Source organism: Nonomuraea sp. NPDC050328 (assembly GCF_044459405.1).
Taxonomy (GTDB): Bacteria; Actinomycetota; Actinomycetes; order Streptosporangiales; family Streptosporangiaceae; genus Nonomuraea.
In genome coordinates, this window is record NZ_JBITIW010000002.1 from 1,058,860 (window position 1) to 1,083,972 (window position 25,113).

Here is a 25,113-nt window from a genome sequence, read left to right on the forward strand (position 1 = left end):
GCGCGGGACGGCTCGCGGCGGCTCAGCCTCGGCCGCGTCCCTCGGTCCAGGCCGACCAGAGCCCGGCGTAGCGGCCGCCGGAGTCGAGCAGGTCCTGGTGGGTGCCGCTCTCCACGACCCGGCCGCCGTCCATGACCACGATGCGGTCGGCGGCGGCGGCCTGGCTGAGCCGGTGGGCGACGAGCAGCGCCGAGCGGCCCGAGGTGGCCCGGTCGATCGCCTTCTCCAGCACCCGCGCTCCGGCGCTGCCCGCTTCGGCGGTGGCCTCGTCGAGCACGGCGATCTCCGGATCGGCCAGCACGAGCCGGGCCAGCGCCAGTTGCTGGCGTTGCGCGGGGGTGAGCCGCTGCCCGCCCTCGCCGACCACGGTCGCCAGGCCGTCCGGCAGCGCCTCCACCCAGTCGAGGGCGTCGACCAGGTCGAGCGCCCGCCGCAGCTCCTCGTCGCTCGCCGCCGGCCGCGCCAGGCGCAGGTCGTCGGCGAGCGGACCGGCGAAGACGTGCACCTCCTGCGTGACCATGACCACCTCGCCCGCGCCGATCGAGCCGGAGGCCGCCGGGTGCAGGCCGGCGACCAGCTTGGCCAGCGTGGTCTTGCCCGCGCCGCTCGCCCCGACCAGCGCGACCCGCTCGCCCTCGCCGACGGTCAGGTCGACCTCGTGCAGGACCGGCTGCCCACCGGCGTAGGCGTGGCTGACGCCGCGCACCTCGACCCGCGCGCCGGGCAGGCTGCGGCCGGGCGGCTCCTGGGCGGGCAGGTCGATGACGCCGACGAGCCTGGCCAGCGCCGCGCTCGCCGCCTGAGCGTCGTCCAGCAGCACCAGGGTGGTGTTGACCGGCCCGAACAGGCCGTGGAAGTAGAGCGCCGCCGCGGTGGCCTCGCCGAGCCCCGCCGTACCGGTGCTCACCATCCAGAAGCCGGCCAGCACCACGGCCGCCAGCCCGGCGAACTCGGCGACGTGCAGCCGGCTGTAGAAGCCGAGCACCAGGCGCAGCCCGCGCACGGTCAGGTCGATCGCCGCCCGCGAGCGCCCGCCGACCCGGTCGAGGTGCTCGCCGGACAGCAGGAAGGCCCGGACGGTGGCCGCCCCGGCGATGCTGTCGAGCAGTTGCTGCTGCTGGGCGCCGGTGGCGATGCGCTGCGCGGCGTACAGCGGCACCGCGTGCCGTACGTACCAGCGGGCGGTCAGCACCTGGACCGGCGCGGCCACCAGCGCGGCCAGCAGGAAGCGCCAGTCGATCAGCGCCAGCCCCGCCATCGTGAGCACGATGGTCAGCCCCGAGCGCGCCAGCTCCGGCAGCGCCCCGCGCACAGCCTCGGCCACCCGCGTCACGTCCGCGCTCACCCGCGCGGTCAGGTCGCCGGACCCGGCGCGTTCCACCTGCTCCAGCGGCAGGGACAGCGCGTGGTCCACGAACCGCTCGCGCAGCTCCGCCAGGACCGTCTCGCCGAGCCTGGCCACCTGGCTCAGCCCGAGCGCGGTCAGCGCGCCCGCGCCCACCGCGACCAGCACCAGCAGGGCGATCGGCGGCAGCAGCTCGCCCCGGCCCGCCGCCACCAGGTCGACGATGTGCCCCAGCAGCGGCTGCGTGGCCAGCCCGGTCGCCGTCGCGGCGACGAGCACGCCGAACCCGATGATCGCCAGTCTCCGGTGCGGCCGGACCATCTCCTGTACGGCGGAGCGCACCCGCCCGGTCGTCGCGACCGGCAACAGCTCGCTCATGCCAGCACCGCCGCCCGGTAGACGGGGTTGTGCCGCACCAGCTCGGCGTGGGTGGCGTCAGCGCTCACCCGGCCGTCCTCCACCAGCACCACGCGGTCGGCCGAGGCCAGCAGCGTGGGGCTGGTGGTCACCAGGATGGTGGTGCGCCCGGCCCGCCGGCGGCGGATGCCCTCGGCGATCCGCGCCTCGGTCACCGCGTCCACCGCCGTGGTCGGCTCGTGCAGCACCAGCACCGGCCGGTCGGCGGCCAGGGCGCGGGCCAGGGCGACCCGCTGGCGCTGCCCGCCGGACAACGATCCGCCCCGCTCGCCCACCGGCGTCTCGGGGCGCAGGTCGCCGGCTCCGGCCGCGGCCAGCGCCTCCAGGTCGCCGGCGTTGTCCAGCACCGTGCCGTCGAACAGGTCGGCGTCGTGCGGGGCGACCAGCACGGCCTCGCGCAGGGCGGCCGGGTCGATGCCGGCCAGTGGTGTCCCGTCCAGTTCGGCGCCTCCGCCGCCGCCTGGATCGGCCTCCCGGCCCAGCCGCCGCAGCAGGCTCAGCGCGTCGGCGGGGTCGGGGGCGACGACGCCGACGGTCTGTCCCGCCGCGACGTCGAGGCCGGTCTCGCGCAGCCGTACCCGGCCGGCCACGTGCCCCGGCAGCGGCCCGTCGCCCTCGGGCACGGCGTACGGCTCGTCCAGCACCTCGGCCACCCGGACCGCCGAGGCGCGGGCCTGCGCCAGCTCGGCGCTGACCCAGGCGAGCATCTGCAGCGGCCCGATCAGGAAGAGCGCCAGCCCGACCGCCGAGACGAGCTGTCCCAGGCTGATCGTGCCCTCCTGCGCCAGCCGCGCCCCCGCGTAGGCGGTGATCGCGACGAAGACGCCGGTCAGGGTCAGCACCACCCCGCTCTGCAGGGCCTGCGCCCGCGCCGCCCGCAAGGTGGCGGCCAGCGAGTCGCGGCTGGTGCGCCGGTAGCGCTCGACCGCGGCGCGCTCGGCCCGCAGCCCCTTGAGCACCCGCAGCCCGGCCACCAGGTCGGCCGCCACGCCCGAGGCGCGGGCCGCCTGCTCCTGCTCGGCGGCGCTGCGCCGCTCCAGCGGCCGGGAGAGCAGGTGCCCGAGCCACAGCAGCAACGGCGTCCCGACCAGGACGAGCGCGCCCAGCGGCAACGAGATCGACAGCAGCACGACCGCGCCCACGCCGAGCCCCGCCAGACCGGCCAGCCCGACCGGCAGCGCCAGGTTGACGGCGCCCACCCGGCGCACGTCCTCGGTCGCCAGGCTGGTCAGCGCGCCGGGCAGCCGTCCCGCCTCGGCGCCGCCGCGCGGATGCAGCACCCGGTCCACCACCGCGAGCCGCAGGTCGTGGGCGGCGCTCAACGCCGCCCCCTCGGCCGCCAGCGCCCCGAACCGGTAACTGAGCGACAATCCGACGTACACCACGGCCAGCACGCCGAGCCAGCCCGCCAGGGCGGCGAACGTGCGCTGGTCGATCATCACCCCGATGAGCACGGGGATCAGCGCCTCGGCCGTCTGATGCCCCGCCAGCAGGGCGGATCCGGCGATGACGCGCCGCCGCTGCCCTCCGATCACTCGCCGCAGCACGCGCGCTCCTTAGCCTAGCCTTACCTAATTTAGGGCCAGGCTAGACCATCACCCCGCAGGGCGCACCCGGCCGGGTGGCAGCGCGCGGGGCTCCCGCAGGCCGTCGCCCGGACAGGGCAGGAACGCCTCGACGACGGTGCCGCCGCGCGGGCCCCGGCCGATCGTGCAGCCGCCGCCGAGTTCTGCGGCGCGCTCGCGCATGCTCCGCAGCCCGGACCCCGCCTGGAGCACGGCCTTGGGCGGCGAGCAGCCGACGCCGTCGTCGGCCACGCGCACCCGCAGTCCCGCCGGGAGCCGGCCCAGCTCGACGGTGATCGTCCGGGCCCGCGCGTGCCGGCGGGCGTTGGCGAGCGCCTCCTGGACGATCCGGTAGGCGGCCACCTCCACCTGGCCCGGCAGGCCGTCCAGCGAGCCGGACACGGTCACCCGCGCCTCCTCGGCCAGCAGCCGGACCGCCTGCTCCAGCCCGTGCGCGGCCAGGGCGCGCGGGCCGGTGCCGTCGAGCAGGTCCCTGATCTCACCCGTCACCACGTCCACGCCGCGCCGCAGGTCGGCCAGCAGCTCGTGGGCCAGTTCGGGGGAGCGGGCCACCGAGCGGCGGGCGGCCTCCAGGGCGATCGCCATCCCGGTCAGCCGGCTGCCCAGGCCGTCGTGCAGGTCGCGATGCAGGCGGCGGCGCTCCTCCTCGCGCGCCCCGGCCACCCGGCGGCGGTAGTGCTCCAGCTCGCGGGCGACGGCCAGGTTGTGCGCCAGGTCGGCGACGATCGGCAGCAGCGCGGCCAGCATGCGGCGCTCGTAGGCGCGCGGGAAGCGCGTCGCCTCGCGCGGGCCGACCAGCAGGACGCCGACCGGGCACCCGTGCCACGTCAGGGGGTACTCGCCCGGAGCGGGGCCGAGGTCGCCGAACCGATGCACCTCGGGTACGGCAGGCGTCCCCTCCCGGCCGGGGTCGATGCGCACGGCGGCGCCGGTCGCGGCCAGCCCCTCCGCCACCGCCCGCACCGCCGGGCCCATCGCCTCGACCGCTCCGACGAGCCGGATCTGCCGCCGCAACGCCTCGGCGTGCGTGCGCGGGTCGCCGCTTCTGCCGTACAGGACCTGGTCGAGCCCGCGCTGGAGCGCCCGCAGCACCGGCAGGAAGCACACCCCCGCCAGGATCGCCGCCAGCGTGCCCAGCACCGCCCCGAACCCGGACAGCACCAGTCCGGCCAGCGCGCCCGCGACCAGGTAGGCCGAGGCGACCGCCGCCAGCAGCGCGAAGCCGAGCACGGCCCGGCTGAGCAGCGTGTCGATCGCGTAGAGCCGGTAACGCAGGATGGCGACGGTCACCGCCACCGGCACCGACGCCTCGCCCAGCACGTCCAGCCACAGGTACTCCCAGCCCAGCAGGTCGGCGAAGAAGACGGTGTCGAAGACCAGCGCCAGCAGCAGCCAGCCGATCTGCCGCCGCGTGTCCGGCCCGCCCCGCCAGAACCGCGCCACCAGCACCAGCACGCTCGCCCACACCAGCGGCTCGCCGGACATCGCGTCCACCCGCCACGAGGCCGGGATCAGCGCGTCGGTGCGGGACAGGCCCAGGCCGAGCAGCAGCGCGTACCAGCACGTCACCGCCAGGTACAGCCAGCGCCACCCGCGCGCCAGCAGGCCCGAGGAGGGATGGACGAGCGGCAGCATCACCGCCGCGTACCCGGTGAAATAGGCGCGGAAGCCGATGAAGAACGCCGCCACCGGCGGATAGTCGGGTGGCTCCGAGCCGAGGTAGGGCGCGTGCAGCGTCACCACCAGCGTGACCGCCCCGTTGGCCGCGCCCAGCAACAGCAGCAGCCACCCCGCGACCAGCCGGGGCCGCCGCCACACGATCAGCATGCCGAGCGGCGTGCTCAGCAGGGCCTGCACCCGGGCGGTGTCGGCGATGAACGACGGCCAGGGGTCCAGCAGTTCGAGCCACACGTGCGCGACCAGGGCCAGCAGGCCGAGCGAGCCCAGCACCAGGGCCGTGACCCGGGCCGGAAGGTCCCGTCGTGCGCCCACTGCATCACCCCGAAGGGGATTCTGGAGGCAGCTTCGTGCTGGCACCAAACGCTGACATCCAGTCAGGCTCCACCGGCGTACGGCAGGCCGATTCCCGCCCGCCCGTGCCGATCAGTCAAGCCGCTTGTGGCGCTGCGCTGTGTCGAGGTGGGGCGTCAGGCTGCGCCGAAACTGTGGCGTGCTGGGGCGTCAGGCTGTGGCGTAGCTGGGGTGTGCTGGGGCGTCAGGCTGTGCCGTACTGCCTGGCCCTGATCCAGTCCCTGACCGCCCGGGTGCGCAGAGCCAGCCCGCCTCCCAGCAACAGCCCCGCCACCACCATCGAGACCCCGACCCGCGGCCCCACCGGATCACCCCAGTCCATCAGGCTCGCGGTCAGCACGAGCATCCCGCCACCGATCACCGTCGCCAGCACCGCGAACGCCGGAACCGCCCGCGGCCCGCCATGCCAGGCCCGGTAGATCCAGATCGGCACCCCCACCCCCACCAGCACCGCCGCCGGCAGCCCGGACAGATCCGCCGGCACTCCCGCCACCATCTGCACCATCGCCCCGACCCAAGCCACCGTGCAGACCACCAGCCCCGCCACGAGCTGCCACGGCCGCCCCGCCGCCACCCGCGGCCCCGGCATCCCGGAAAACCGCCCCTGCCCGAAGGTTGACAGCGCCAGATTCAACCGCCGCGCAACCGACGGCGCATGGCCGACATTGATCCGATAAGCCCCCTCAGCCGTCCGACTCCCCGCCAGCTCAGGATGCCGAGCCCCGAACCCCGCATCCGCCGGCACCAGATCCACCACGATGCGCGCGTTCTCCAACGTCCCCCTGGCCAGCATCTTGGTCCGCAGATCGAACACCCGATCCGGCGGCACGACCACAGCCGCCACCTCGGACCACATCACCACCCAGTCCCGCTCCCACCCCACCGACCGCAGCCCCTGCGCGCTGACCGCGATTCCGCGCACCCGCCGCCGGATCCGCCGCCCCGCGAACAGGCTGGCCAGCCCCAGCCCCATGAACCCCACCCCGAGCGCGACGCCCCCCGGCGTCGACCCGCTCCCCGGCCACGGCCCGGTCAGCACGAGCCCGAACACCATCAACCCCACCCCGGCCCCCACCGCCCTCAGCGCCGCCGCGGGATTGGCATCGACCACGATCTCCGTCATGACGACGGATGCTAGAAGCCACCGCTTTAGGAACGCTATGGGGTGGCGCGAGGGAAGAGGGGCCGGAACCGAGGCGATTCGCCTCCGCGCGCTGACCAAACCCGTTCAGGAACCGTTCGCCAATATCGATCGTCTCAGAAGTAAGACGTCGATCAAGGAGGCGAATCCTTGGAAATCGCTGACTTAGCAGTTTCGAGTCTCAGCCTGATCGTTGGTGCGGTGGCGCTCATCCTCGCCTACCGCAGCTTGCGGATCGGTAACAAGCTGGCGGGTATCTCGGTAACTCAGGGACAGGTGGCGCTCCATCATCGAGTCCTCGCCCAGATGATCGCCCATCCGGAACTGTATCCCTACTTCTACGACTCCAAGCCGCTGCCGCAACAGGGCCGTACCCGTATCCAAGCTCTTCTGGTGGCCGAGATGGTGGCCGATGTCCTCAGCACTGGCCTGGACACCCGAGAGCGGATTTCGAGCTCCTACCTGGGCCCATGGACCGACTACTCCAAGGACATGGTCGCCAGGAGCCCTGCGCTCCAGCTGGTCATTTCGCAGAACCCCGCGTGGTGGGACAGGCTCGCCCCGCTGCTCGACCAGCCGGCCGGTCGCATTCTGCAAGCCGACCCAGTGGCTGGGACGCAGAACGGCACCGAGGCAGCTTGAGTACAGCCGTCGCACGCTGCCGGCCGCCGATTGTCACGGCATTCCGGTGATTGTCCGCCCGGAGAATTCGCCGCGCGGTCTGATGGTCCTCAAGAAAAACCTGGCGCCCCATCTACATTTCGCCGAAAGACCTCTGGCAACAGGGCTGTCCGAGGCCAATACGGATGAATTGGTGACCACCAGACTCATCGCACCGGTAATGTCACCAGCCCAAGACGCCCCCTGCCACGGCGCTACTCATTCAAGGAAGGGCGGCCCATCACCTCGCCAGCCACCCTCAGGGAGCAGTCTTCACCAGGAGCTCGACGAACCGGTCGCCCTCCCGCGAGTCCTGGCGGGCGTCCACGACCACCAGGTTCTCGCCCCGCCCGCCGGGCAGGACCGTGAACACCGAGTCCAGGCCGCGGCGATCGAGTTCCTGGCGCACCTCTTCCAGCGGCTTGCCCTCGGCCGGGTATCCCTCCAGGAGCCCGCCCTTCCCGGTCGCGGAGCGGGAGCGGGCGAACTCCTCGATCAGCTTCTCGGCGCGGTCGTCGGGGACCAGTTCGCACGGCGCGACGGGGTCCTTCATGAGGATCGTGCTGGTACTGCTGCCGCCCCCGGACAAGGGGGTGATCGTCCAGACGAAGGTCTCGCCCGGGCGGAACAGCTTGGTGTTCACCCGCATCTGCCAGCCCCGGCCGACGCCGGGGATGTTCTGCGGCGCGTGGTAGAGGCCCTTGGGCACGTCCTCGACGTGCTGGGCGCGCGGCTCCTTGCACTTGCTGCCCTCGGGCACGAGGTCCACGATCGCGGGCACGCCCAGGTCCTTGAGCCGGCTGCTCAGCCCGGTGGCGTCCTTGAAGTCGGTCACCCTGACCCACACCACGCCGTCCGCCTGCTTGGTGACCGCCCAGGAGGCCGAGGTGTAGGTGCCGCTGTCGTCCAGCACGCTCGGCACGACCACCGCCGCCGCGGCGGCGGTCACGGCGAGCGCGAGCCCGAGCGCGAACCGGGGGCGAGGCCACCAGCGCCGCGTGGTTCTCTCGGCGGGCTGGTACGCGGTGATCTCCGCCAGCAGCGCCCGAGCGCCCGCGCCGTCCGGGTCCCCGCCCGGCTCGCCCGGCTTCACCCTGGCCAGGGTTTGCGTCATCGTCTCGAGCTCGTCCATCACAGCGTCCCCTCCGTGGATACCAGCCGGTCCGTCCGCACGCCCGCCTCGGCCAGCGCCCGCGCGAAGCGTTTGCGCGCGCGATGCAGCCGCACCCGTACGGCGTTGCGCGTCAGGCCCAGCACCGCCGCGATCTCCTCCCGGTCCAGGCCCTCCCAGGCGACGAGGGCCAGCACCTCCCGATCGTCGTCGGGGAGGGTGGCGAACACCCGCGCCACCGCCTCGACCTCGATGCCGCTCTCCGGCGCGGCGGCGTAGAGGTCGGTCAGCTCGGCGTCGAGCTCGACGGTCCTGGCCCGGCGCCGGTTGTCGGTGCGGTGGTGGTTGGCCAGGACCTTCCTGGCGACGCCGTACAACCAGAGGAGGGCCTGCTCGCCGTCCGGCAGGCTGTCCACCTTGCGCCAGGCGATGGCGAACGTCTCGGCGACCACGTCGGCCGCGTCCTGCGGCACGGCGCAACGCCGGACCGCGTAGGCGGTGATCCGGCCGTACGTCTGCCGGTAGACGGCCTCGAATCTGGCCGGCCGTTCCTCGGTCACGGGCGTCCTTCGTCGGGAGGGGATGCGGACATCACCGTCTATGTACGGCACAGCCCGGGCATTACCGCCCACGTCCGGTCAGCGGGCGAGCAGGGCGCGCAAGCGCTGGACGATCTCGGCGGGCGCCTCCTCGGCCATGAAGTGGCCCGCGATGGTCGTGTGGTGGTGCAGGTCGTCGGCCCAGGCCGACCACAGGGCGGTGGCGTCGTAGCCGAGGGCCGCGCCCCAGTCCTGCTGGATGACGGTGACGGGCATGCGCAGGCGGGCGCCGCGGTCACGGTCGGCGGTGTCGTGGGTGACGTCCACGCCGGCGGAGGCGCGGTAGTCGGCGACGATGGACGGGATCGCCTCCCGGCAGGCGGTGAGGTAGGCCGCGCGGATGCCGGCGGGGATCGCCGCGGGGTCCTTCACCCACTGGTCGAGGAACGAGCCGAAGAAGGCGTCGGGCACCGCCGCGATCATCGGCTCGGGCACCCCGGCCGGCTGGGCCATGAGGTACAGGTGCCAGCCGACGGCCGCCGACACCCCGTGCAGGACGTCCCACATGTCGAGAGTCGGCAGGACGTCCAGGCAGGCGAGGTGGGTGATCGCCTCGGGGTGGTCGAGGCCGGCGCGGAAGGCGACGAGGGCGCCGCGATCGTGCCCGGCCAGCGCGAACCGCTCGTGGCCCAGGGCGCGGGCGAGCGCGACGATGTCGGCGGCCATGGTGCGCTTGGAGTAGGTGTCGGTGCCGTTCTCGGCCGGCTTGTCGCTGGCGCCGTAACCGCGCAGGTCCGGGCAGATGACGGTGTGGTCCGCGGCCAGGTCGGCGGCGACGTGCCGCCACATGAGGTGGGTCTGGGGGAAGCCGTGCAGCAGCACGACGGCCGGGCCGGAGCCGCCGACGGCGGCGTTCAGCGTGACTCCGTCGGCGACGGGCACCTGGTGGTAGGTGAAGCCGGGGATGACCGGTGACATGGTCGTCTCACTCCTTGTGCGTGCTCTCGATGACTGGCTGATGTCCCCAGACTGGCGGGCCCGGATCAGCAACCAATCAGCACTAGCCTGGACGCGGGGGGAACGGGGGCGTCATGGCCATGCGCATCGGGGTGCTCGGGCCGGTCAAGGCCTGGGACGGAGCGGGCGAGGAGATCGCCCTGCCCGGGCCCAGGCATCGCGAGGTGCTGGCCAGGCTGGTGGCCGCGCGTGGCCGGATGGTGTCCGTCGAGCTGCTCACGGCCGAGCTGTGGGAGGACCCGCCGGCGGGCGCCGTCGGCGCGATCCGGACCTTCGTCGGCGCGCTGCGCCGCGCGCTGGAGCCGGACCGCCCGCCCCGCACGCCACCCCGGCTGATCGTCACAACCGGGCCGGGCTACGCGCTGCGGGCGGCCACGGACGAGGTCGACGCGTGGCGGTTCGCCGAGGCCGTCGAGTCCGACGCCCCGCCCGCGCGGCTGCTGCCGGTGCTGGACACGGCCCTGGCGTGGTGGCGGGGACCCGCCTACGCCGAGTTCGCCGAGGCGCCCTGGGCGCGACCCGAGCAGGCGCGCCTCACCGAGCTGCGGCTGCGCGCGGTGGAGCGGCGCGCCCAGGCGCTGCTCGACCTCGGCCGCGCCGCCGAGGCCGTTCCCGAGCTGGACGCGCACGCCCGCGCCCAGCCCTGGCGGGAGGAGGCCTGGCGGCTGCTGGCGCTGGCCCTGTACCGGGCGGGACGGCAGGCCGACGCGCTGGCGGTCCTGCGTGAAGCCCGTACGGAGCTCGCCGGCGCCCTCGGCCTCGACCCGGGCCGCGGCCTGCGCGACCTGGAGGCCGGCATCCTGCGGCAGGACGGCCGGCTGGACGCCCCCGCCGACGCGGCGGCCCGGGTGTGGGCCGGCGCCACCGCGGCGCTCGACCGCGCCGCGCCCGACGCCCGGCTGCGCCTGGAGGCCACCGCCGGGCTCATGCGCGGCCTGGCCGTCACCGGCGGCAGCGGCCTCCTCGCCGCCCGCGAGCACCGCGCCGCCGCCGTCGAGGCGGCCGAGGACCTGGGCGACGCCGAGCTGACCGCGCGGGTGATCGGCGCCTACGACGTGCCGGCGAACTGGACCCGCTCCGACGACCCCGCCCAGGCGGCCCGCGTGGTCGCGACGGCCGAGCGCACGCTGGCCCGGCTGCCGGAGGACACCGCGCCTGCCGTACGCGCCCTGCTGCTGGCGACCGTCGCGCTGGAGTCGCGCGGCACGGCGTCGCCGCGGGCGCGGGCCGCGGCCGAGGAGGCCGAGCGGCTCGCCCGCGGCGTGGACGATCCGGGGCTGCTGGCCTTCGCCCTCAACGGGGTGTACATGCAGTCGTTCGAGCGCACCGGCCTGTCCGGGCGGCGCGACGCCATCGGGGCGGAGATCACCGGCCTGGGCGAACGGCACGCGCTGCCCAGCCATGAGGTGCTGGGCCGCCTCATCCGGCTGCAGTCCGCCGCGGCCGTCGCCGACTTCGCCGCAGGCGACGAGCACGCCGTCCGCCTGGACCGGCTGGCCGAGCGGCACGGCCGGCCCCTGGTGACCGTGTTCACCACCTGGTACCGCGCGCTCCGCCTCGCCGAGGACCCGGCCGAGTCCTTGGCCGCCAAGGAGAGCGCCTACCGCGCCGCCATCGGCCTCCTGGACTCGGCCGGCATGCCCGGTCTGAGCGAGGGCCTGGCGCCGCTCGCCCTGCTCGCCCTGCGGCTGCGCCACGGCCGGGCCGCCGAGTGGGAGGACCCCGGCCGGTTCGGCCCCTACCAGCCGTGGGTGCTCCCGCTGCTGCTGGCCCCGAGGAGCCGGGACGAGGCGCGCACCGCGCTGCGGGAGGCGCCCGATCCGCCGCACGACCTGCTCGCCGAAGGGCTGTGGGCCCTGCTCGCCCGCGCCGCGCTGGAGCTGGGTGACCTGGAGATGTCGCGCCGGGCGCACGCCGCGTTGCTCCCGGCCTCGGGGGAGCTGGCGGGGGCGGCGAGCGGCCTGATCAGTCTCGGTCCGGTCGACGGCCTTCTCGCCGATCTGGCGGCGAGTGCTCGAATGTGACCGTTCGGCTCGCTCAATGGTCAGTTCGGCGCACGGATCGTTGACGAAGATCCCCGAAAAACTTACATTTAACCAGAGTCCGGCCGATACCTCCTACCTTCACGCAGCCCTTCGCCAGAATCACCGGCAAGCGGGCGGCTCTGCCGTACATTCATCCGATGTTTGTTTGTGGAGGTTGGGTTGATGCTGCGCGCCCTCTTACTCGTCGCGCCGGTGCTGGCGCTGAACCTCGCCGTACCGCAGGCGGCCCGGGCCGAGGAGCCCGACGGCACGGCCTGCGCGGCCAGCGCCGCCGGCTACGTCCCGGTCTACGCCCTCGACCTGCCGGAACGCGCGAACTGGCGCAACCAGGCGCCGCCGTACAGCTTCGACAGGACCGCCGAGGTGGCGGCCGGGTTCGACCGCGTCGGGTACTGCCTGGAGCTGACCGGGCCCACGGGCACGCAGTGGGTGTGGACCTCGATGCTGCCCTTCACCACCGACGCCAAGCGGCTCGGGCTGCCCACCAGCGACGGGCAGATCGTCAGGCAGCGCGTCGGCGGCCTCGAAGTCGCCTCCAACGTCGAGGGCGTGAGCACGGGCGAGGGCCTGACCGGCTACCTCGAGATGTGGCCGGGCAGCTACACCGCCGCGGTGTCCGCCCAGGTCCCCGGCGCCTCGCCGACGCTGTACGACAGCGACGACACCCCGAGCTCCGCCGGCGGCTACGGCTCCTTCCAGGTGCACCGGGTGAGCGCGACCCGCCCCTCCGCCGAGCCGCCGCGGACGGTGCTCGCGGTCAACACCTTCACCCGCCCCAACGAGCCCCTGGCGGTCGGCATCGGTCCAGCGCCCTCCGGGCACCCGGACTGGACCTTCGCCGCCAACGCCGCCGCCTACACCCAGCGCCGGCTGACGGCCTACGCGAGGCCATCCCTGCTCACCCTCGCCGAGCAGCCGCAGGACCGCCGCCTCTACCCGCGCGACGCCTCGAACGGCGCGAACGTGCCCGTCTCCGGCGAGGTGACCGGCAGCGGCGTCCGGGCGGTGCAGCTCCGCGTCACCAGCGGCGACCACGAGCGGGTGTACACCGCGCCGGTCACCCGGCGGCGCACGTTCGCCTTCGCCCCGCGCATCGAGGCCGGCCTGCGGGAGTACCGCTTCGAGCTGAGCACGCTCGGAGCCGGCCCGCCCCGCCTCGCCGCCGCGTGGGACGGCCTGGTCTCGGGCGACGTCTACGTCATCCAGGGCCAGTCGAACGCGGTGTCGGGCAACTTCAGCGGCTCGGCGGCGGGCGAGGCCTCGCCGTGGGTGCGCAGCTACGGCTCGCCCAACGCCGACCCCGTCCTGTCCGGTACGGCACGCGGCTGGAACTACGGCATCAGCGAGGCCACCGGCCAGCCCGGCTCGATCGGCCAGTGGGGCGCGCGGATGGCGCGGCGGATCGTCGACACCCACGGCGTGCCCGTCGCCATACTCAACGGCGCCCACAGCGGCCGCCCCATCGACTTCTTCCAGCGCGACGAGGCCGACCCCGGCAACCTGCTCACCAACTACGGCCGGCTGCGCCAGCGGCTGGAGGCCGCCGGGGTCGCGGCCGCGGTGCGCGGCGTGTTCTGGTACCAGGGCGAGAGCGACTTCGACAACGTGCCCGTGCACGTGGGCGGCTTCACCGCGCTGCTGGAGGACTGGCGCGCCGACCTGCCAGGCGCCGAGTACCTCGTCTTCCAGGTGCGCACCTCGCCGTGCGCCATCACGACGAACACCGCGCTGCGGGACGCGCAGCGGCTGATGGGCGACACGCTCGGCGTGACGGTGCTGTCGACCACGGGACTGAACGGCCACGACGGCTGCCACTACGCCTGGGAGCAGGGCTACCGGGAGATGGGCGACCACGCCTTCGCCGTCGCCTCCCGCGACTTCTACGACGGCCCCGCCGAGGGCGTCGCGCCGCCGAACCCCGACAGCGCCGCCTTCTCCGGCCCCGAACGCACCGAGCTCACCGTACGGCTCCGCACCGGCGACCCGCTCACCGTCGAGCCCGGAGCCCACGCCGACTTCCTCGTCACCGGCGCGGCCGTCACCGTGACCGGCGTCGAGTACCGGGACGGCTCCCTGGTGCTGACCCTGTCGGGCCCGGCCGAGGGGGCGACCGGCCTCAGCTACCTGAGCCACCTGGGCGCAGGTCCCCGCATCCTCAACGCGACCGGAGCCGGCCTGCTCGCCTTCCACCAGGTGCCGATCGCTCCCTGAGATGTTCGCTCCCTGCCGATGAGTTCTGCGCGGATCCGTGGTCGATACGGCCGGACCCAGTGACAGCGACAGATGGAGGCAGTGGTGAGCGTCGACGACTCCAAGCGGGAGCACCCCGTCCGGACCGGTGGACCCAGGGTGCTGGTGGCGGGGGCGAGCATCGCCGGACCCGCGCTGGCCCACTGGCTGCGCCGGTGGGGAGCCGAGGTGACCGTGGTGGAGCGGGCTCCGGAGCTGCGGCCCGGCGGGCAGGCGGTGGACGCGCGCGGGGTGGCCAGGGAGGTCATCGCGCGCATGGGGCTGGACGCGGCGGTGCGCGCGGCGTGCACCGACACCGCCGGCGCGCACACCGTGGACGCGGACGGGCGGGTGCTGGAGACCTTCCGCGCCGACGACGAGGGCGGCGACGGGTACATCGCGGACATCGAGATCCTGCGCGGTGACCTGGCCCAGGTGCTCTACGACGCCACCCGCGACGGCGTGGAGTACGTCTTCGGCGACCGGATCGCGGCGCTCACCCAGGACGCCGACGGGGTCGACGTGGTCTTCGCGGGCGGCGACCGGCGGCGCTTCGACCTGGTGGTCGGCGCCGACGGGCTGCACTCGGAGCTGCGGGCGATGGTCTTCGGGCCGCGCGAGCGGTTCCTCCGCCACCTCGGGCACGTGCTGGCCTTCTACAGCGTGCCGAACAAGTTCGGACTGGACCGCTGGCTGCTGGAGCACCAGGACCAGGAGTCCGGGCGCTCCGCCCTGCTGCGGCCCATCCAGGACGCCACCCGGGCGATGGCCATGTTCTACTTCCCCGCCGCCGGCTTCGACGTCGACCACCGCGACGTCGCGGCCCAGAAGGCCCTGCTGCGCGAGCGGATGGCCGGCCTGGGCTGGCTGACCGCGGACATCCTCGCGCACCTGGACGACGCCCCGGACTTCTACCTCGACCAGGTCGCCCAGGTGGTGATGGACCGCTGGTCGAGCGGACGGGTGGCGCTGCTCGGGGACGCGGGGTTCAGCTCCTCGCCGATGTCGGGCCAGGGCACCGGGCTGGCGCTGGTCGGCGCCTACGTGCTGGCCGGCGAGCTGGCCGCCGCGGGCTGGGACCCTGCCGCCGGGTTCGACCGCTACGAGGCGCGGATGCGCTCGTTCGTCGAGGCGAACCAGGAGATCGGCCGGCTGAACGCCCAGAGCCGCGCCCTCCCCGGACCGGACGCCGAGCCGCGGCCCGACTTCACCGGCGAGTGGTTCGCCGAGCTGGTCGGGCGCGCGATCAACGGCGTCGAGCTGCCCGACTATGCGGGAGTGCCCGGCACCACGGCGTGAACGCGGCGACGCCCCCGGATCTCCGGGGGCGTCGCCACGTTCAACGGGATGCTCAGAACCCGAGCTTCTTCAGGTCGGGCTCCTGCCACCCCGACTGCGGGATGTCACCCCGGTAGGGCCCCTTGACGACCGGCGGCACGAAGCTCTCCTTGATCGTCCGGGCGTTCACCCAGCGGATCAGGTTGAAGATCGACCCGGCCTTGTCGTTGGTGCCCGAGGCCCGAGCCCCGCCGAAGGGCTGCTGGCCGACGACGGCGCCGGTGGGCTTGTCGTTGATGTAGTAGTTGCCCGCCGCGAACCGCAGCCGCTCGGAGGCCGACTCGATGACCTGCCGGTCCTGCGCGATCAGCGAGCCGGTCAGCGCGTACGGCGAGGCGGACTCCATCTGGTCGAGCACCGAGTCGAAGTCGGCGTCGTCGTAGACGTGCACCCCGAGGATCGGCCCGAAGTACTCCTTGACGAAGATCTCGTCCGTCGGGTCGTCGCCGACGATGATGGTCGGCCTGACGAAGTACCCGGTGGAGTCGTCGTAGGAGCCGGTCAGCAGCTCCAGGCCCGAGGTGGCGCGGGCCCGGTCGATGGCGGCCTTGTGCTTGGCGAAGGCCCGGTCGTCGATGACGGCGCCCATGAAGAGCGACAGGTCGGCGGCCAGGTCGCCGATGGTGAGCGACTCGGCGGTGGCGACCAGGTCGTCCTTGATGAGCGACCAGATCGAGCGCGGGATGTAGGTGCGCGAGGCGGCCGAGCACTTCTGGCCCTGGTACTCGAAGGCGCCGCGGATGAGCGCGGTGGTGAGCACGGCGGGGTCGGCCGACGGGTGGGCCAGCACGAAGTCCTTGCCGCCGGTCTCGCCGACCAGGCGCGGGTAGGAGTGGTAGCCGGCGATGTTCTCGCCGACGGTGCGCCACAGGTGCTGGAAGGTCGGGGTGGAGCCGGTGAAGTGGATGCCGGCTAGCGCCGGGTGCTTCATGGCGACCTCGGAGACGGCCGAGCCGTTGCCGGTGACGAGGTTGATGACCCCGGGCGGCAGGCCGGCGGCCTCCAGCAGGCGCATGGTGAAGTGCGCGGCGAACTGCTGCGTCGGCGACGGCTTCCACAGCACGACGTTGCCCATCAGAGCGGCGGACGTCGGCAGGTTTCCGGCGATGGCGGTGAAGTTGAACGGCGTGATCGCCAGCACGAAGCCCTCGAGGGGCCGGTACTCCATCCGGTTCCACACGCCCGGCGAGGACACCGGCTGCTCGGTGTAGAGCTGGCGCGCGTAGGCCACGTTGAACCGCAGGAAGTCGATGAACTCGCACGCCGAGTCGATCTCCGCCTGCTGCGGCGTCTTCGACTGCCCGAGCAGCGTGGCCGCGTTCAGCGTCTGCCGCCACGGCCCGGCCAGCAGGTCCGCCGCGCGGAGGAAGATCGCCGCCCGCTCGTCGAAGGACATCGAGCGCCACGCCGGGGCGACCCGGAGCGCGGCGTCGATGGCGTCCTGCACGTCCTGGGCCGTAGCGTCGTTGGTACGACCCAGAACGCTGCTCTTGTTGTGCGGCTGCACCACGTCGATCGACGCGCCGCCGCCCATCCGCTCGACGCCGTCGATCGTCATGGTCAGGTCGATGGCGTTGCCCGCCAGCTCCTTGACCCGGCTCTCCAGCGCCGCGCGCTCGGCGCTGCCCGGCGCGTAGCTGAACACCGGCTCGTTGGCCGGGACCGGGACGTTGGTGAAGGCATCCATGATCACTTACCCCCAAGGGCACGAAGGAAGAAGGCGACGTTGGCCGGGCGCTCGGCGAGGCGGCGCATGAAGTACCCGTACCAGTCGTCGCCGTAGGGCACGTAGACGCGGACCGTGTGCCCGGCGGCGGCGAGCTGCTCCTGCCGGTCGGTCCGGATGCCGTACAACATCTGGTACTCGTAGTCGCCGAAGGTGCGGCCGAAGCGGTCGGCGAGCAGCTCGGTGATGTTCACCAGCCGGTCGTCGTGGGTGGCCACCATGGGGTAACCCTTCCCCGCCATGAGGATCCTCAAGGCCCGCACGTAGGCCCGGTCCACCTCGGACTTCTTCTGGTGGGCGACCGAGGCCGGCTCACGGTAGGCGCCCTTCACCAGGCGCACCCGCGACCCCTCGTGCACCAGGTCGCGCAGGTCGCCCTCGGTGCGGTGCAGGTAGGCCTGGATGGCGACGCCGGTCTGCGGGAAGTCCCGGCGCAGCTCGCGCAGGATGCCCAGCGTCGAGTCGACCGTGGTGTGGTCCTCCATGTCGAGGGTGACCATGGGGCTGGCCGCGCAGATCTCCCGCGCGTGCTCCAGCGCCATCTTCTCGTCGAAGGCCTGGCCGACCGCGGAGAGCTTCACCGAGGCCTCGGCCTCGATGCCGGCGGCGCGCAGCGCGTCCATCAGCGTGGTGTACGCCTTGGCGGTCGCGGTGGCGGCGGCCGCGTCGCGCGTCTCCTCGCCCAGATGGTCGACGGTGACCGTGAGCTTGCCGTCGGTCAGGCGCTGGATGGCGGTGACCGCGTCCTGGGTGCTCTCGCCGGCCACGAACCGGTCGACGACCTGGCGCGTGAGCGGCAGGCCGGAGACCGAGCGGCGCACGAGGCCGCTCCGCGAGGCGGCGAGCAGAAGTTGACCGAGCATAGCTCCAGCGTAAATGCCCAGCTCAGGGCGCTCCTATCGACGTCCGTAACGCCGGATGTGGCATGCTGTTCGACAAATGCACAACACCGCAGAACTCCAGGAGACGGTCGACGAGATCGCCCGCGTGCTCGGCGCCTCCGCGACGCTCGAAGACCGTACCTTCCGCCTGCTCGCGTACGGCGCGCAGCACGGCGAGCTCGACGCGGTGCGCCAGGAGTCCATCCTCCGCCGGGCCGCCTCGCAGCAGGTCCGCGACTACTTCGAGCGCTTCGGCATCGCCCACGCCGACGGCCCGGTCCGCATCCCGGCCGGCGACGGGCTCAAGGCCCGCGTCTGCTGGCCGCTGCGCTACCGCGAGGTCACCTACGGCTACCTGTGGCTGCTCGACTCCGGCGCGCTCAGCGACGACCTGCTCGGCCGGGCCGCCCCGCTGGTCGCCCGGGCCGCCGCCAGCCTCGCCCAGGAGGCCCGCAGCCGCCAGGACCTCGGCCGCGAGCTCGACCTGCTGCTCTCGCCCGACCCCGACGACCGCTCCGCGCTCGACGTGCGCGGCCCGGTGACCGCGATCGCCGTCCGCGAGTCCGAGCGCGCCGTCCCGCTCTGGACCCTGCCGCGCGGCGTCCTGTCCCGCGCCGGCTCGCCGGTGGCGCTGCTCGCCCCGGCGCACCTGGCCGTCGAGGTCGCCCTGACCGTCCGCGGCCTGTACGGCACGGCCGCCGGCCTGGGCGGCACCCGCCAGGACCCGGCGGAGGCGTGGATGAGCTGGCGCGAGGCCCGCCACGCGCTGCGCGTCGCCGAGCACTTCCCGCGCTTCGCGCCGGTGGCCCGCTGGGAGGAGCTCGGCGTGCACCGGCTGCTGGCCAGGCTGAGCCGGGCCGACCTCAAGGACCTGCACGCCGAGATCGCCCCGCTCGACCCCGAACTGGTCCTGACCGTGGAGACTTACCTCGACCTAGGCGGCCACGTCCAGAAGACCGCCGCCGAGCTCGGCATCCACCGCCAGACCCTCTACTACCGGCTGGGCAAGGCCGAGAAGCAGCTCGGCCGCGACCTCGCCGACGGCGACGACCGCCTCGCCGTCCACCTCGGCGTGAAGGCGGCCCGCCTGCTCTAGGGGACGCGGCCCACGCCTGTTCGTCGCAGCCACCCAGCCGCGACGAACATCAGCGCCCCGATGATCGCCGGGATTGCGGACAACGCACTGTAGACGTATCCGCATTGACCCGAGAAGCCGAGCCGGTCAAGCACCGCGACGGAGGCGTAGTACGGCATCAGCGGCCCGGCGACCATGACGAGCACGCAGAGCCAGCCGACCCCCTCCAGCCGTACTGCGAAGCGCCGCAGGGAAACCGCGTCCCGGAGCAGTGATCGGGACAGGCGGAAAAGCGCAACGCCCGCTCCCAGCGCGCACAGGGCGACCAGCCCCGTTTCACCGCGGACCAGGACCAGTTCGGAGGCGGTGGGCCGGGCCACCTGCAGGTCGCGGCCCCCGATGAGCACTCCGTTCGACAGATCCCATGTTCGCGCATCGAACGTGTGCGGATGTGGCGAGCATCGCACGCTCACCACACCGCGAAGACTCTCACCGACCGCGGGAACCAGCACCAAGGCGGCGACGATGACGCCTGACAGCAACGCCAGAGCGCCGGCCACGGTGACAAATACCGGTAACCGTCCCCGAGGCCCGCTCATGTCCCTCTTTATAGCCCTGGGAGCAGCACCGGCGGAAGCTGCCGATCTCGCCCGCAGGGCCGGGTGCCTCTAGGAGCGGGGTGCGCGGTAGATCTTCACCCAGTCCACGTACATGGAGACGGTCTTCGGGGTGGAGCCGCCGCGGCACGGCGACCACTGGTTGCAGACCACGTCGTGCTGGAGGGCCAGGCCCATGGCCCGGCCGTCGGGCACGTGCGGGCCGCGGTAGTCCCAGACCTTCTCCCCGTCGAGCCAGAAGGTCAGCCGGCCGGGCAGCCAGTCGACGGCCACCGTCCGCCAGCGGGTGAAGTCGGCCCGCAGTTGCTTGTCGGCGCGCTCGTCGCCGGCGTGCACGAAGATGCCGCCGCCCTGCCGCTTGGGGTCGATGATCTCGGCGAAGTCGATCTCGGCGTGCTCGCCCCGGTCGGAGGCCATGAGCAGCGCGACCGGGGTGTAGCCCGCGCCGGCCTCGGCGCGGAAGCGGACCTCCCAGCGGCCGTAGGTCTGCGTCTTGCGCGTCGCCAGGCCGCCGGACAGGTCCTTGCCGCCGTAGAAGCCGCCGGTGATCTTCAGGACGCCGCCGGAGACCGAGACGGCCTTGCCGGTGCGCGGGTTCTCGGAAGCGGTGGGGGAGTGGTAGACCATCCACTTGCCGGTGTCGAGCCGGTCGAAGTTCTCCACGAACGCCGGCGCTCCCCAGCCGGCTCCCGGAGCGGGGACGGCCAGGGCGAGCGCCATGATAGTTCTGAGAGGCATGTGACCTATGGAACCAGAAGTCACATTCGGAAGAAGGGTGGTCGGACATTTAGCCCCGGACGGGCCATCGGCAGCGCCTCGTGCACGCCGGCCCCGGAGCCCTCGCCCGCGCCGAGCATGGAGCGCGTCAGCGCCTCCCGGGCACTGAGCATCTCGGTCAGCGCCGCGTCCAGGTGCGCCGAGGTCAGCACCCCCACCTGGCCGTTCTCCGCCAGCGCCGCCAGCACGGTACGGCGCAGCAGCTCCTTGAAGAACGAGGCGGTCATGCCCTCGGTCCGCTCGACGACCGGCTCCAGGTCGGCCTCCAGCCGCAGCCCCCGGCTGTAGAGCTCCAGCAGGGCCCGCCGGGCCCGCGCGTCCGGCTTGGGCACCTCGATCGCCAGGTCCACCCGCCCGGGCCGGTTGGCCAGCGCGTCCTCCAGGATCTCCACCCGGTTGGTGGTCAGCACGAAGGTGACGTCCGCCTCGGACACCACCCCGTCCATCGCGTCGAACAGGGTGAACAGCAGCGGGCTGCCCTCGGGGGAGAAGCCGCGGTCGCGGGCGACCAGGTCGACGTCCTCCAGCACCACGATGGCCGGCTGCAGCCGCCGGGCGAGCGCGGCGGCCTCGGACACGAAGCGCAGCGCGGTGCCCGCCATCAGCAGGACCGTCACCTCCGGCAGCCGGCCCATCAGGTAGCGCACGGTGTGCGTCTTGCCGGTGCCCGGCGGCCCGTGCAGCAGCAGGCCGCGCTTGACGTGCTGGCCGTGCGCGACGAGCGTCCCGGCGTGCTCGGCGATGCCGACGACGTGCCGCTCGATCGCCTCCAGCACGCCCTCGGGCAGCACCACCTGGTCGGGGTCGAGGACGGGCCGCGGCAGGAAGGTGACCAGCTTGTTGCCGCGGTGCTCGGAGAAGCCGAAGGTCAGGATCTGGCCGCGGAACAGGTCGTCGGCCCGCATCAGGCGCTCGATCTCGTCGCGGGTGGCGGTGGCCGCGGCGCGGTCGCGGGCCAGCACGTCGATGCGGCAGCCCTCCATGCCGAACTGCTCGGCCGGTCCGCGCAGGCTGAGCACCACCGGCTCGCCGCCCGGAGCGCTCGCGCGCACCAGCCCGAAGGTGATCACCTCGGTGGTCTCGTCCGGCCCGACCGCCGCGGTGGTGTAGTCGACGGAGCCGAGTTCGAAGCTCTCCTGGCCGCGCTCGGCCACGGCCAGGATGTTCACGATGTCGTTGTGATGGCGGCTCGGGCCGGACAGGCCGAACCAGTCGGCACCGGCGCCGAGGTAGGCGTCCACGCCGCGCTGCAGGTTGACGTGCTCCCACACCGGGAAGGTCTGCGAGACGCAGACCAGTTCACGCACCGTGCAGCCGAGGTGCCCGGACACCCGGGCGACGAGCTCGGAGGGCGGGCGGGTCTCGTCGATGAGCTGATGGGCCTGGTCCAGGAGCCTGCGTAAGGCACGGGCCAGGGCTTTGGCTTCCTCGGTCTCCATGCCTGCCAGACTCGCAGATTCCGCCGCGGCGCGCCCGGACCTGCCAGGGCCCGTACGGCGCTGCCGTACGGGCCCTGGACGAGGTGGTTCTACTGCGCGGCGGGCGCGGCGGTGGTGAGCGTGTCCTCGTAGACGCGGATCAGCTCCTGCCCGATGCGCTCCCAGCTGTAGCGCGAGCGGGCGCGGTCGGCGCCGGCGTACCCGATGGCGGTGCGCCGGGTCGGGTTGGCCAGCAGCTCGCGGGTGAGGCGGGCGGTGCGGGCCGGGCGGTCCGGCGGGACCAGCACGCCGGTGACGCCGTCCACGACCGAGTCGAGATGCGAGCCGACCGCCGAGGCGATGACCGGCACGCCGCAGGCCATGGCCTCCAGCGCGACGGTGCCGGTCCCGGCCTCACGCGGCAGGGTGACGACGATGTCGGCGCCGCGCATCAGCTTGGGAACCGTGGTGCGGGCGACCTGGCCCAGGAGCGTGACCCGATCGGCCACGCCGACCTGCTCGGCCAGCGCCATCAGGCCGGCCGCGTCGGCGTCGCCGCCCAGCAGCTCGGGCGGGGGCCCGCCGGCGATGACCAGCTCGACGTCCGGCAGCCCGGCCAGTGCCCTGATCACGGTCGGGGCGCCGCCGCCGGCCGAGATCCGGCCCACGTGCAGCAGTCTCGGGCGCGAGCCGCGCGCGGCCGACGGGCCCTGGCGGCGGAACCGCTCGGTGTCCACGCCGTACGGCACGACCGCGATGTGCTCCCTGGGCACACCGAGGCGGATGAGCTCGGCCTCCTCGTCGAGGCAACGGGCGATGACCGAGTTGGCGCGCCTGCCCAGCGCCCGCTCCAGCCGTACGTGCTGGCCGCGGTGCGGGGCGAAGAAGGTCTGCGTCACCGGGACGCCCAGCCCGGCCGAGGCGGCCACGGAGGCCAGCCCGGCGGTCCAGGAGTGGGCGTGCACCAGGTCGGGGCGCTCCTTGGTCCAGCGGCGGGCCAGCTCGTCGCCGACGCCCGCGATGTAGGGAGCGACCTCTTCCGGGCGCAGCGAGCGGCTCGGGCCGACGTCGAGGTGTTCCAGAACGACGCCGGGAGCGACCCTGACGCGAGGCTTGCTGTCGTCACTCTGGCGGCGCGAGTAGATGGTGACACGGTGCTCGCGGCCGAGCTCACGGGCGGCGGAGAGGATCTGATGGCGCCGAGTGCCTTCGGTAGAGGCAACGATAGCTATGTTCATGGCACACCTGTCAGGGAAGGGGGCTCCTTGGTGGTGTGCCTGCGTCTTAGGCACGATCAGCTCATCTAGTTATACCCCTATTCCGCCAGGAATCAAACGGCGCGAAGGGCGAGCACCACGATCTCGTCCCAGACCTGCCCGCCGGAGAAGGCGGCGCGGTCCTCCTCCAGGGCCTTGACCACGGTCGACGGCGCCTGCCCCACGCAGCGGGCGAGCGCGTCGGCGAGCCGGTCCTCCCCGTACGGCTGGCCGGAGGCGTCCCGCGAGGACAGCAGCCCCTCGGAATAGAAGACCAGCAACTGCCCGTGCGAGAGGGTGAGCTCCTCCACGGCCGTCCCGGCCTCGGGCGAGATGCCCAGCGGCATGCCGCCCCCGGCGAGGAAGCGCACGGTCCCGTCGGGCTGGACCAGCGCCGCCGGGTGGTGCCCGGCCGAGGCCAGCCGGATGCGCCGCCCCGAGACGTAGCCGGCCAGCGCCATCACGAACATGCCGGTACCCTGGGCGACCAGCGCCTCGTTGACCTTGCGCACCGCCTCCGCGGGCTCCGGCTCCCACACGCTCAGCACCCGCAGCCCGCCGCGCACCATCGCGCTGACCGAGGCGGCCTCCTGGCCGCGGCCGACCGCGCCGCCCAGGGCGAAGCCCCAGCCGTCGGAGACCGGGAAGACGTCGTAGAACTCCGCGCCCACCGAGGCGCCCGGGTGGTAGATCGCGGCCGCCTCGAAGCCCGGCACGTCCGGCAGCGCCCGCGGCACCACGCTGGACGACAGCGCGTCGGCGGCGCGGGCACGGCTGGCGAAGGTCTGCTGGGCCCGCAGCGCCAGCCCGAGCTGGCGGCCGACCTCCTCGACCAGGCCGAGGTCGGCCAGCGTGAACGGCGGCCGCCCTGACGAGCGCACCAGGGTCAGCACGCCCTCGCCGTCGCCGATCGGCGCCGACACCATCGAGCCGGCCTCCATGACCGCCAGCAGCGGGCCGTCCTCGCTCACGCCGAGCAGCGTCTCGTCCTCGACCATCTCGTGCACCTCGCCGGAGCCGCGCTCCAGCACCCGGTAGACCGGCGAGGCCTGCTCGACCGTGCGCAGCAGCCCGCCGGGCGGCTGGTCGCGGGGCGGCACGACCGTCGCGCGCCGCAACCGGCCGTCGCGCACCAGGTCGGCGATGACCCAGTCGGCCAGCTCCGTCGAGAGCAGGCGGCTGGCCCGGGCCAGCGCGACCGGCTGGGACAGGCTGTCGGCGTCCAGCAGCAACTGCGCCAGCCGCGACAGCAGGTCCTGGCGGCGGGCCGCGGCGACCAGCAGCTCGGCCTGCTCGGGGGCGTGCTCGGCGCTCGGCGGGGCCGGCGGCTCGACCTCCAGCGGCAGGGCGACCACGGCGACCATCTGCTGGGGCTCGCCCGGCATCGTCAGCCGGGTCAGCGCCAGCCGTACCCGATGGGCGCGGCCCTGGTGGGCCAGGCGCGACTCGAACGCGGTGGTCTGCCCGGTCTGCAGCACCGAGGTGAGGTGCGAGCGGAACGCGGCCCGGCGCGAGACGTCGACCAGCAGGGGGAAGGCGCGGCCGACCAGGTAGCCGTCGGGGCTGCCGAGCAGGCGGGTGGTCTCCGGGTTCACCCGGCGGACCACGCCGCCGCCGTCGAGGACCACGACCGGGACCGGGAAGGCGCGGTAGACCTGCCGCAGCAGCTTGAGCTCACGCTGGCCGCCACCGCCGCCCTTGCGCCCGGACTGGCCCTTGCGCAGCTCCTCGTGGGCAGCCTCCAGCAGCTCCATGGCCGTGTCGAGTTCGGCCAGAGCGGCTTCGAGCGTGGGCGCCAGGTCGCGTGGATACGCCGATTTCGCGGCGCGCAAGGAGTTCACGCGCTCGGCGAGCTCCTCCACGGCATGCTCCAGCGCGCTCGCTCCGATCGGTTCGGTCAAGTC

19 protein-coding genes are annotated in these 25,113 nt (G+C 73.6%); 5 read left to right on the forward strand and 14 right to left on the reverse strand.

Features of this window, described 5'->3' with window-relative positions:
• Positions 1-22 precede the first annotated feature (22 nt).
• From ACIBG7_RS11070 to ACIBG7_RS11085, 4 genes are all read right to left on the reverse strand, one after another.
• Complete coding sequence (locus tag ACIBG7_RS11070) at positions 23-1,723, reverse strand: ABC transporter ATP-binding protein (protein WP_397335915.1); 1,701 nt, start codon at positions 1,721-1,723, stop codon at positions 23-25.
• On the reverse strand, positions 1,720-3,309 hold the full coding sequence (locus ACIBG7_RS11075) for an ABC transporter transmembrane domain-containing protein (RefSeq protein ID WP_397335916.1): 1,590 nt from the start codon (positions 3,307-3,309) through the stop codon (positions 1,720-1,722). The genes ACIBG7_RS11070 and ACIBG7_RS11075 overlap by 4 nt, the downstream gene beginning before the upstream one ends.
• A gap of 48 nt (positions 3,310-3,357) precedes the next feature.
• A complete protein-coding gene (locus tag ACIBG7_RS11080) occupies positions 3,358-5,340 on the reverse strand; it encodes a histidine kinase (protein WP_397335917.1) in 1,983 nt (660 codons plus the stop codon).
• A gap of 223 nt (positions 5,341-5,563) precedes the next feature.
• Positions 5,564-6,502, reverse strand: coding sequence for a hypothetical protein (locus ACIBG7_RS11085; RefSeq protein WP_357924793.1), 939 nt, complete (start codon positions 6,500-6,502; stop codon positions 5,564-5,566).
• Between the two features lie 168 nt (positions 6,503-6,670).
• On the opposite strand from ACIBG7_RS11085, the gene ACIBG7_RS11090 reads away from it, so the two are divergent.
• The gene (locus ACIBG7_RS11090) at positions 6,671-7,162 is read left to right on the forward strand and encodes a hypothetical protein (protein ID WP_357924795.1); all 492 of its coding nucleotides are present in this window, start codon (positions 6,671-6,673) and stop codon (positions 7,160-7,162) included.
• Positions 7,163-7,439: 277 nt separating this feature from the next.
• On the opposite strand, the gene ACIBG7_RS11095 is transcribed toward ACIBG7_RS11090, so the two are convergent.
• The 3 genes from ACIBG7_RS11095 to ACIBG7_RS11105 all read right to left on the reverse strand — a co-directional run bounded on the left by ACIBG7_RS11095 (position 7,440) and on the right by ACIBG7_RS11105 (position 9,808).
• A complete protein-coding gene (locus tag ACIBG7_RS11095) occupies positions 7,440-8,312 on the reverse strand; it encodes a hypothetical protein (RefSeq protein ID WP_397335918.1) in 873 nt (290 codons plus the stop codon).
• Positions 8,312-8,851 (reverse strand): RNA polymerase sigma factor, encoded by a 540-nt coding sequence (locus tag ACIBG7_RS11100; RefSeq protein ID WP_397335919.1) that lies wholly within the window; start codon positions 8,849-8,851, stop codon positions 8,312-8,314. Before ACIBG7_RS11100 ends, ACIBG7_RS11095 begins: the two co-directional genes overlap by 1 nt.
• Before the next feature lie 78 nt (positions 8,852-8,929).
• The gene (locus ACIBG7_RS11105) at positions 8,930-9,808 is read right to left on the reverse strand and encodes an alpha/beta fold hydrolase (RefSeq protein WP_397335920.1); all 879 of its coding nucleotides are present in this window, start codon (positions 9,806-9,808) and stop codon (positions 8,930-8,932) included.
• A gap of 113 nt (positions 9,809-9,921) precedes the next feature.
• Between ACIBG7_RS11105 and ACIBG7_RS11110 the strand changes: the two genes are divergently transcribed.
• The 3 genes from ACIBG7_RS11110 to ACIBG7_RS11120 all read left to right on the forward strand — a co-directional run bounded on the left by ACIBG7_RS11110 (position 9,922) and on the right by ACIBG7_RS11120 (position 15,420).
• Positions 9,922-11,871, forward strand: coding sequence for a BTAD domain-containing putative transcriptional regulator (locus ACIBG7_RS11110; RefSeq protein ID WP_397335921.1), 1,950 nt, complete (start codon positions 9,922-9,924; stop codon positions 11,869-11,871).
• Between the two features lie 183 nt (positions 11,872-12,054).
• Complete coding sequence (locus ACIBG7_RS11115) at positions 12,055-14,103, forward strand: sialate O-acetylesterase (protein WP_397335923.1); 2,049 nt, start codon at positions 12,055-12,057, stop codon at positions 14,101-14,103.
• 84 nt (positions 14,104-14,187) lie between these two features.
• Positions 14,188-15,420: an FAD-dependent monooxygenase gene (locus ACIBG7_RS11120; RefSeq protein WP_397335924.1), complete on the forward strand. Its 1,233-nt coding sequence runs from the start codon at positions 14,188-14,190 to the stop codon at positions 15,418-15,420.
• A 52-nt stretch (positions 15,421-15,472) separates the two neighbouring features.
• Here the strand turns inward: ACIBG7_RS11120 and pruA are convergent, their stop codons facing one another.
• Positions 15,473-17,146 (reverse strand): L-glutamate gamma-semialdehyde dehydrogenase, encoded by a 1,674-nt coding sequence (gene pruA, locus ACIBG7_RS11125; protein WP_397335925.1) that lies wholly within the window; start codon positions 17,144-17,146, stop codon positions 15,473-15,475.
• Positions 17,147-17,148: 2 nt separating this feature from the next.
• Positions 17,149-18,048, reverse strand: coding sequence for a proline dehydrogenase family protein (locus tag ACIBG7_RS11130; protein WP_357924818.1), 900 nt, complete (start codon positions 18,046-18,048; stop codon positions 17,149-17,151).
• A 76-nt stretch (positions 18,049-18,124) separates the two neighbouring features.
• Here ACIBG7_RS11130 and ACIBG7_RS11135 point away from each other — a divergent pair, with 76 nt between their 5' ends.
• The gene (locus ACIBG7_RS11135; protein WP_397335926.1) at positions 18,125-19,162 is read left to right on the forward strand and encodes a PucR family transcriptional regulator; all 1,038 of its coding nucleotides are present in this window, start codon (positions 18,125-18,127) and stop codon (positions 19,160-19,162) included.
• Here the strand turns inward: ACIBG7_RS11135 and ACIBG7_RS11140 are convergent.
• The 5 genes from ACIBG7_RS11140 to ACIBG7_RS11160 form a co-directional block, all read right to left on the reverse strand.
• The gene (locus ACIBG7_RS11140; RefSeq protein ID WP_397335927.1) at positions 19,159-19,740 is read right to left on the reverse strand and encodes a hypothetical protein; all 582 of its coding nucleotides are present in this window, start codon (positions 19,738-19,740) and stop codon (positions 19,159-19,161) included. The genes ACIBG7_RS11135 and ACIBG7_RS11140 overlap by 4 nt on opposite strands.
• A 69-nt stretch (positions 19,741-19,809) precedes the next feature.
• On the reverse strand, positions 19,810-20,496 hold the full coding sequence (locus ACIBG7_RS11145; RefSeq protein WP_357924826.1) for a glycoside hydrolase family 16 protein: 687 nt from the start codon (positions 20,494-20,496) through the stop codon (positions 19,810-19,812).
• 20 nt (positions 20,497-20,516) lie between these two features.
• Positions 20,517-21,974 carry an ATP-binding protein gene (locus tag ACIBG7_RS11150; protein ID WP_357924828.1) on the reverse strand — a complete coding sequence of 486 codons (1,458 nt, stop codon included), beginning with the start codon at positions 21,972-21,974 and terminating at the stop codon, positions 20,517-20,519.
• Positions 21,975-22,063: 89 nt separating this feature from the next.
• Positions 22,064-23,191 (reverse strand): glycosyltransferase, encoded by a 1,128-nt coding sequence (locus ACIBG7_RS11155; RefSeq protein ID WP_357924830.1) that lies wholly within the window; start codon positions 23,189-23,191, stop codon positions 22,064-22,066.
• 92 nt (positions 23,192-23,283) lie between these two features.
• Positions 23,284-25,110, reverse strand: a complete 1,827-nt coding sequence (locus ACIBG7_RS11160; RefSeq protein ID WP_357924832.1) for a SpoIIE family protein phosphatase — start codon at positions 25,108-25,110, stop codon at positions 23,284-23,286.
• Between the last annotated feature and the right edge of the window lie 3 nt (positions 25,111-25,113).

Excerpts from the sequence above, each read along its gene's own strand:
- ACIBG7_RS11140 (WP_397335927.1), bottom strand. The coding sequence starts at position 19,740 with ATGAGCGGGCCTCGGGGACGGTTACCGGTATTTGTCACCGTGGCCGGC.
- ACIBG7_RS11095 (WP_397335918.1), bottom strand. The coding sequence starts at position 8,312 with ATGGACGAGCTCGAGACGATGACGCAAACCCTGGCCAGGGTGAAGCCG.
- ACIBG7_RS11085 (WP_357924793.1), bottom strand. The coding sequence starts at position 6,502 with ATGACGGAGATCGTGGTCGATGCCAATCCCGCGGCGGCGCTGAGGGCG.
- ACIBG7_RS11150 (WP_357924828.1), bottom strand. The coding sequence starts at position 21,974 with ATGGAGACCGAGGAAGCCAAAGCCCTGGCCCGTGCCTTACGCAGGCTC.
- ACIBG7_RS11145 (WP_357924826.1), bottom strand. The coding sequence starts at position 20,496 with ATGCCTCTCAGAACTATCATGGCGCTCGCCCTGGCCGTCCCCGCTCCG.
- ACIBG7_RS11105 (WP_397335920.1), bottom strand. The coding sequence starts at position 9,808 with ATGTCACCGGTCATCCCCGGCTTCACCTACCACCAGGTGCCCGTCGCC.
- ACIBG7_RS11130 (WP_357924818.1), bottom strand. The coding sequence starts at position 18,048 with ATGCTCGGTCAACTTCTGCTCGCCGCCTCGCGGAGCGGCCTCGTGCGC.
- pruA (WP_397335925.1), bottom strand. The coding sequence starts at position 17,146 with ATGGATGCCTTCACCAACGTCCCGGTCCCGGCCAACGAGCCGGTGTTC.
- ACIBG7_RS11110 (WP_397335921.1), top strand. The coding sequence starts at position 9,922 with ATGGCCATGCGCATCGGGGTGCTCGGGCCGGTCAAGGCCTGGGACGGA.
- ACIBG7_RS11135 (WP_397335926.1), top strand. The coding sequence starts at position 18,125 with ATGCACAACACCGCAGAACTCCAGGAGACGGTCGACGAGATCGCCCGC.
- ACIBG7_RS11070 (WP_397335915.1), bottom strand. The coding sequence starts at position 1,723 with ATGAGCGAGCTGTTGCCGGTCGCGACGACCGGGCGGGTGCGCTCCGCC.
- ACIBG7_RS11155 (WP_357924830.1), bottom strand. The coding sequence starts at position 23,191 with ATGAACATAGCTATCGTTGCCTCTACCGAAGGCACTCGGCGCCATCAG.
- ACIBG7_RS11115 (WP_397335923.1), top strand. The coding sequence starts at position 12,055 with ATGCTGCGCGCCCTCTTACTCGTCGCGCCGGTGCTGGCGCTGAACCTC.